The sequence below is a fragment of the Burkholderia dolosa genome (genome assembly GCF_902499135.1).
GTDB classification, from domain to species: domain Bacteria; phylum Pseudomonadota; class Gammaproteobacteria; order Burkholderiales; family Burkholderiaceae; genus Burkholderia; species Burkholderia dolosa.
This window is the reverse complement of the sequence record NZ_CABVPR010000117.1, coordinates 1-6,706: the sequence shown is the minus strand read 5'-3', so window position 1 is coordinate 6,706 and position 6,706 is coordinate 1. Positions and strand designations below refer to the sequence as shown.

Genomic DNA, 6,706 nt, shown 5'->3' with positions numbered 1-6,706 from the left:
GCTGCCCGCGCCCGCATCGCTCGGCGCCGGCGCGCCGCCCGTTCCCGCATCGTCGGTGCCGGGCCCGGCCGTCGTGCCGGCTGCGCCGACGCCCGTGTCGCCGGCCGACGCGCCGTCGCTGTTCAAGGGTTCCTGACCGATCGTGGCCGCCGCCCGCCCCGCCGAGTCCGCGATCGTCTCCGCGCCGTCCGTGCGGCGGCGACTCGCCGCGATGCTCTACGAAGCCGTGCTGCTGTTCGGCGTCGTGTTCTTCGCCGCACTGGCTTTCAGCGTCGCGATGCAGCAGCGCAACGGCCTCGTCCACCACAACCTGCTGGCCGCATGGATCGCGCTCGTGGTCGGCGCGTACTTCGTCTGGTTCTGGACGCATGGCGGCCAGACGCTGCCGATGAAGACGTGGCGGCTGCGGCTCGAGTCGACGAGCGGCCGGCCGCTCACTGCCGGCCACGCGCTCGTCCGCTACGCGCTCGGCTGGCTGTGGTTCCTGCCGCCGCTCGCGCTGCATCCGTTGCTCGGCCTGTCGGTGCCCGTCACGCTCGGCGTCACGGCCGCGTGGATCGTCGTCTGGGCCGCCGCCGCCCGGCTGCACGCCGGTCGTCAGTTCCCGCACGATCGCCTCGCGCGCACGCGCATCGTCGCGATTCCGCGCTGACGCGCGCCGCGCCGCGCAATCCGCACGCTCGGCCTCCCGGCTTGATCGATCCGTCAGACGAAACCGCACGGCAATCGCGGCCGCCGCTGCTCGCCGCCGAACGCATCGATAGCGAAATGCACGTTCGCCCGGCAGCGTGCGCGACGACGACGCATTCGTCGCCGAACAGGCTGCCGCCGCCGTAATAAGAACGTCTCGTGACTGTCACGGCACAGTCACGCCCGCGTGGCGCAATGCCGGTAATGTCAACCGGCGCGAGTCATGCATGGGCCAGAAAACGTCCGCGACCTCCCTGTTCCGTCAACCGCTCGGCGCCCGCGCCGCTACCGCCTTCCTGTCCGGCTCGGCCGCAGCCGACGCCGTCTCGTCGCACGAACCGCCCGCCGCGCGCACCGCGCAGCATGACGACCACGAGCCGCCCGCCCACCGCTACCGCACCATCTGGCTGTCCGACATCCATCTCGGCTCGAGCGGCTGCCAGGCGCCTTACCTGCTCGACTTTCTGCGCCACAACGAGTCGGAATACCTGTATCTGGTCGGCGACATCATCGACGGCTGGCAGCTGAAAAAAGGCTGGTACTGGCCGCAGGCGCACAACGACGTCGTGCAGAAGATCCTGCGCAAGGCGCGCAAGGGCACGCAGGTCGTCTACATCCCCGGCAATCACGACGAAGCCGCGCGGCAGTTCTGCGACCTCGCGTTCGGCGACATCCAGGTGCGCGGCGAAGCGTTCCACACGACGCTCGCAGGTAAACGTTTGTGGATCGTGCACGGCGACCTGTTCGACGGCGTGATCCAGCACGCGAAATGGCTCGCGTACCTCGGCGATACGCTGTACACGCTGATCCTGGTGCTGAACCGCTGGTTCAACCGGATCCGCAGCCGGCTCGGCTTTCAGTACTGGTCGCTGTCGCAGTACCTGAAGCACCAGGTGAAGAATGCCGTCAACTTCATCTCGCAGTTCGAGACCGTGATGACCGACGAAGCGCGCCGCCGCGGCTGCGACGGCGTCGTGTGCGGCCACATCCACAAGGCGGAGATCCGCGACATCGACGGCGTGCTGTACTGCAACGACGGCGACTGGGTCGAAAGCCTGTCCGCGCTCGTCGAAACGATGGAAGGCGAGCTGAAGATCGTCTACTGGACGGTGATGCGCACCGCGCCGTCCGCCGCGACGTCGCGCAAGGCCCGCGCCACCGCGTGACACCCCTTACCTACAGGACAGATGCCGCGATGAAGATCATGATCGTCACCGACGCGTGGGAACCGCAGGTCAACGGCGTCGTGCGCACGCTGAAGAGCACGGCGCGCGAACTCGGCGCGCTCGGCCACCGCGTCGAGCTGCTGACGCCGCTGGAATTCCGCACCGTGCCGTGCCCGACCTATCCGGAAATCCGGCTGTCGATCCTGCCGTATCGCAAACTGCGCGCACGGATCGACGCATTCGCACCCGACGCGCTGCATATCGCGACCGAAGGGCCGCTCGGCCTCGCCGCGCGTCGCTATGCGCGCGCACGCAAGCTGCCGTACACGACCGCGTATCACACGCGCTTTCCGGAATACGTGCAGGCGCGCTTCGGGATTCCGCTTGCCGCGACCTACCGCTTCCTGCACTGGTTCCATCGTCCGTCGCTCGCGGTGATGGCGCCGACGCCGGTCGTCAAGCAGGACCTCGAGAAGTACGGCTTCACGAACGTCGTGCTGTGGACGCGCGGCGTCGATCTCGACATCTTCCATCCGATGGAGTCGAAGGTGCTCAACACCGCGCGGCCGATCTTCCTGTACGTGGGCCGCGTCGCGATCGAGAAGAACGTCGAGGCATTCCTGTGCCTCGACCTGCCCGGCTCGAAGTGGGTCGCCGGCGAAGGGCCCGCGCTCGCGGAGCTGAAGTCGCGCTATCCGGAGGCGAACTATCTCGGCGTGCTGTCGCAGGCCGAGCTTGCGAAGGTGTATGCTGCGGCCGACGTGTTCGTGTTCCCGAGTCGCACCGACACGTTCGGCCTCGTGCTGCTGGAGGCGCTCGCATGCGGTACGCCGGTCGCCGCGTACCCGGTCACCGGCCCGATCGACGTGCTCGGCGACGGCCACGCCGGCGCGATGCACGAGGATCTGCAGGAAGCCTGCCTCGAAGCGCTGAAGATCGAACGCTCGACCGCGCGCGCGTGGGCGGAACGCTTCTCGTGGCGCGCGGCGTCCGAGCAGTTCGCGTCGCACCTGAAGCCGCTGCCGAAAACCGCGTACTCGCCCGCCGAAGGTGCTGCCGTTTGAAACGAGATCCGAACCACGAAGCCCCGCCCGTTACCACGACGCCGCAACGGCATCGGCCGTTCGACGAGGAAGAGCCGCACGCCGACGCCGATCCGCACGCGCACGAGCCGCTCGGCCCCGACGATCGGCTGACGCCGCTGCCGCCGAACCCGTACAAGCGCCATCGCGGCATCACGCGCGCGTGGTACGCGCTCAAGCATTCGCTGAACGGCTTTCGCGTCGCGATCCGCGAGGAAAGCGCGTTTCGGCAGGAGCTGACGCTCGCCGCACTGATGCTCCCGATCGGTGCATTCGCACCGGTGCCGGCCGCATCGCGCGCGCTGCTGATCGCGTCGGTGCTGCTGGTGCTGATCGTCGAGCTGTTGAACTCGAGCGTCGAAGCGGCGATCGACCGCATCTCGCTCGAGCGCCACGAGCTGTCCAAGCGCGCGAAGGATCTCGGCAGCGCGGCCGTCACGGTCGCCCTGTTCGCGTGCGTGACGACGTGGGGTTTCGTGCTCGGCCCGGTCGTCGCGCGCTGGCTCGGCTTCTGAGCCCGCACACCGCGATCCGCTCGCGCCGCGCACCGCATGCGTGCGGCGCTGCACCATCGGATCGAACGCGCGGCGATCACGAAATGCGCGCGACGTGGCGAAACCGCGGTTTATAATCGTCCGCCAGACTTAGAACAGCAACCCGCGCCGGACGAATCTCGCAGCATCGATTGCAGCGCCCGCCAGTCCGGCATACACAGGGCCGGACGACATGGAAGCGAAACCTCCCCGCCGCACCCGCGAACGGATTCTCGAGTTGTCGTTGAAACTCTTCAACGAGATCGGCGAGCCGAACGTCACGACGACGACGATCGCCGAGGAAATGGAAATCAGTCCAGGCAACCTGTACTACCATTTCCGCAACAAGGACGACATCATCAACAGCATCTTCGCGCAGTTCGAGCAGCAGATCGAACGGCGGCTGCGCTTCCCCGAAGATCACCGTCCGACGATCGACGAGACCTGGTCGTATCTGCAGTACATGGCCGATTTCATGTGGACCTACCGGTTCCTGTATCGCGACCTCAACGACCTGCTCGCGCGCAACCGCACGCTCGAGACGCACTTCAAGCAGATCATCAGCCACAAGGTGCGCTTCGCGCGCGAGATGTGCGAGCTGCTCGTATCCGACGCCGAAATGGTCGCGACGCCCGCCGAGATCGAAGTGATCGCAACCAACATGGCCGTCATTTCGACGTACTGGCTGTCGTATCAGTACGTGATGCACCCGCGCAAGTACAACGATCAGGACGCGATCCGCGAGGAGCTGCACCAGGTCAGCATGCACGTGATCTCCGTGATGGCGCCGTACCTGCGCGGCCGGTCGCGCCAGCTGTTCGACGATCTCGTGTCCGGCAAGCTGCCGAAGCGCCAGTTCTCCGACTACCTGCCGCCGCGCGACGGCTCGCCGCGTCCGGCCGGCAGCCCGGTCCAGACGAAGGACGCGAAGCAATGAAGGCCGTCTGCGTTTACTGCGGTTCGGCGTCCGGCGTGCGGCCCGTCTATGCGGACGCCGCGCGCGCGTTCGGCCGCGCGCTCGTCGATGCAGGACTCACGCTGGTCTACGGCGGCGGCCGGGTCGGGCTGATGGGCGTGATCGCCGACGAAGTGATGGCCGCCGGCGGCCGCGCGGTCGGCGTGATTCCGGAGCTGCTCGTCGACAAGGAAGTCGGCCACACCGGATTGTCGGAGCTGCACGTCGTGCCCGACATGCATCACCGCAAGAAGATGATGGCCGATCTCGCCGACGCGTTCGTCGCGATGCCGGGCGGCGCCGGCACGCTCGAGGAATTCTTCGAGGTCTACACGTGGGCGCAGCTCGGCTATCACCGCAAGCCGGTCGCGCTCTACAACATCGATTCGTTCTACGATCCGCTGATCGCGCTGCTGCGCCATACGGTCGACGAGGGCTTCATGCGGCCGACCTACTTCGACGCGCTGTGCATCGACTCGCAGCCGGCCGGGCTGCTCGAGCGGCTGCGCCGCTACCAGCCGCCCGCGCGCGACAAGTGGGCGCCCGACGCGGCGAAATGACCCCGTTCCGGAACCGCATACGATGACCGCATCCGCCGAGCGCAAGGCCGTCCTCATCACCGGCGGGAGCCGCGGCATCGGCCGCGCGACGGCCGTGCTCGCCGCCGAGCGCGGCTGGGACGTCGGGATCAACTATGCGCGCGACGCCGCGGCAGCCGAACGCACCGCGCAGGCGGTGCGCGACGCCGGCGGCCGCGCGTGCACCGTGGCCGCCGACGTCGCGAACGAGGCGGACGTGATCGCGATGTTCGACACCGTCGCGGCCGCATTCGGCCGTCTCGATGCGCTCGTCAACAACGCGGGCATCGTCGCGCCGTCGATGCCGCTCGCCGACATGCCGGTCGACCGGCTGCGCCGGATGTTCGACACGAACGTGCTCGGCGCGTATCTGTGCGCGCGCGAAGCCGCGCGCCGGCTGTCCACCGATCGCGGCGGCCGCGGCGGCGCGATCGTGAACGTATCGTCGATCGCGGCGCGGCTCGGTTCGCCGAACGAATACGTCGACTACGCGGGCTCGAAGGGCGCGGTCGATTCGCTGACGATCGGACTGTCGAAGGAACTCGGCCCGCACGGCGTGCGCGTCAACGGCGTGCGGCCCGGCCTCATCGAAACCGACATTCATGCAAGCGGCGGCCAGCCGGGCCGCGCCGCACGTCTCGGCGCGCAGACGCCGCTCGGCCGCGCCGGCGAAGCGCGCGAAGTCGCCGAAGCGATCGTGTGGCTGCTCAGCGATGCGGCCGCCTATACGACCGGCGCGCTGATCGACGTTGGCGGCGGTCGATAACGCCTCTCGTTGCGGTGCACAAAGCATCGCCCGGCACATCCGGTCGTCACGACACCACAAATCTCCACAATTCGGTGACATTTTTTGTAATGTCCCGTAACAAATACGTGGTCTACTAGCGGCCAGTCAGACGGTCGGCTCGATCCGACGTCACATGCGCATCGTCGATGCGCGTCTTATCGGCCCGGCGCACGTCGCCGCGCCGCTTCACCGACCGAGATCTTTTCCATGCCCGGAACCGCAGCATCCGGCCGGCGACGCACGTCCGTGCCCGCTTCGGCCTCGCACGCCCGCTCCACTGCCAGTCCCGACGCCGGATCGGCGCTCGATACCGCCGCCACGCCCGCGGTCACGGGTGCGGCCGCGGCGAGTCCGGTTCACGCCCGTGCGATCCGGCTCGGCTGGCGGGCATGGCTGCTCGTCGCGTTGTTCGCATGCGCGTATACGCTGCCGGGCGTGCTCGGCCACGATCCGTGGAAGCAGGACGAAACCTATACGTTCGGCATCGTTCAGCACATGCTCGAAACCGGCGATTGGATCGTCCCGACCAACGCGGGCCAGCCGTTCATGGAAAAGCCGCCGCTCTACGCGTGGACCGCGACGAGCGTCGCGTGGCTGCTGCAGCGCGTGATGCCGCTGCACGACGCCGCACGGCTCGCGAGCGCCCTGTTCGCGGCGCTCGCGTTCGGCTTCATCGCGCGCGCGGCGCGCGTCGCGAGCCGCGCAGAAAACTGGTTCGATCTGCGCGTGCTCGGCCCCGTCGTGCTGAGCGCCGGCACGCTGGTCGTGATCAAGCACGTGCACGACATGATCACCGACGTCGCGCTGTTCGCCGGCACCGCGATCGGCTTCTGCGGGCTGCTCGAGCTGGTCGTCGGACACGTCGCGCGAGCGAGCGACGGGCGGCACGGGCACGCTGCGCCGGCCGGGCCGCCC

General features: G+C 68.3%; 8 protein-coding genes. All 8 read left to right on the top strand.

The annotated features are described in order from the left end of the window. The first annotated feature begins 142 nt into the window (after positions 1-142). A complete protein-coding gene (locus BUB20358_RS27465; protein WP_035972035.1) occupies positions 143-652 on the top strand; it encodes an RDD family protein in 510 nt (169 codons plus the stop codon). A gap of 265 nt (positions 653-917) precedes the next feature. Continuing rightward, positions 918-1,856 (top strand): UDP-2,3-diacylglucosamine diphosphatase, encoded by a 939-nt coding sequence (locus BUB20358_RS27460; RefSeq protein ID WP_006763819.1) that lies wholly within the window; start codon positions 918-920, stop codon positions 1,854-1,856. 29 nt (positions 1,857-1,885) lie between these two features. Next, positions 1,886-2,920: a glycosyltransferase family 4 protein gene (locus tag BUB20358_RS27455; protein ID WP_006763818.1), complete on the top strand. Its 1,035-nt coding sequence runs from the start codon at positions 1,886-1,888 to the stop codon at positions 2,918-2,920. Next, positions 2,917-3,453 carry a diacylglycerol kinase gene (locus BUB20358_RS27450; RefSeq protein ID WP_006763817.1) on the top strand — a complete coding sequence of 179 codons (537 nt, stop codon included), beginning with the start codon at positions 2,917-2,919 and terminating at the stop codon, positions 3,451-3,453. The genes BUB20358_RS27455 and BUB20358_RS27450 overlap by 4 nt, the downstream gene beginning before the upstream one ends. Before the next feature lie 211 nt (positions 3,454-3,664). Next, positions 3,665-4,408: a TetR/AcrR family transcriptional regulator gene (locus tag BUB20358_RS27445; protein WP_006763816.1), complete on the top strand. Its 744-nt coding sequence runs from the start codon at positions 3,665-3,667 to the stop codon at positions 4,406-4,408. Continuing rightward, complete coding sequence (locus tag BUB20358_RS27440; protein WP_006763815.1) at positions 4,405-4,986, top strand: LOG family protein; 582 nt, start codon at positions 4,405-4,407, stop codon at positions 4,984-4,986. The genes BUB20358_RS27445 and BUB20358_RS27440 overlap by 4 nt, the downstream gene beginning before the upstream one ends. A 22-nt stretch (positions 4,987-5,008) precedes the next feature. Beyond that, positions 5,009-5,770: an SDR family oxidoreductase gene (locus BUB20358_RS27435; RefSeq protein ID WP_006763814.1), complete on the top strand. Its 762-nt coding sequence runs from the start codon at positions 5,009-5,011 to the stop codon at positions 5,768-5,770. A gap of 228 nt (positions 5,771-5,998) precedes the next feature. Further along, a partial coding sequence (locus tag BUB20358_RS27430; protein WP_367646489.1) for an ArnT family glycosyltransferase occupies positions 5,999-6,706 on the top strand: 708 nt, incomplete at its 3' end.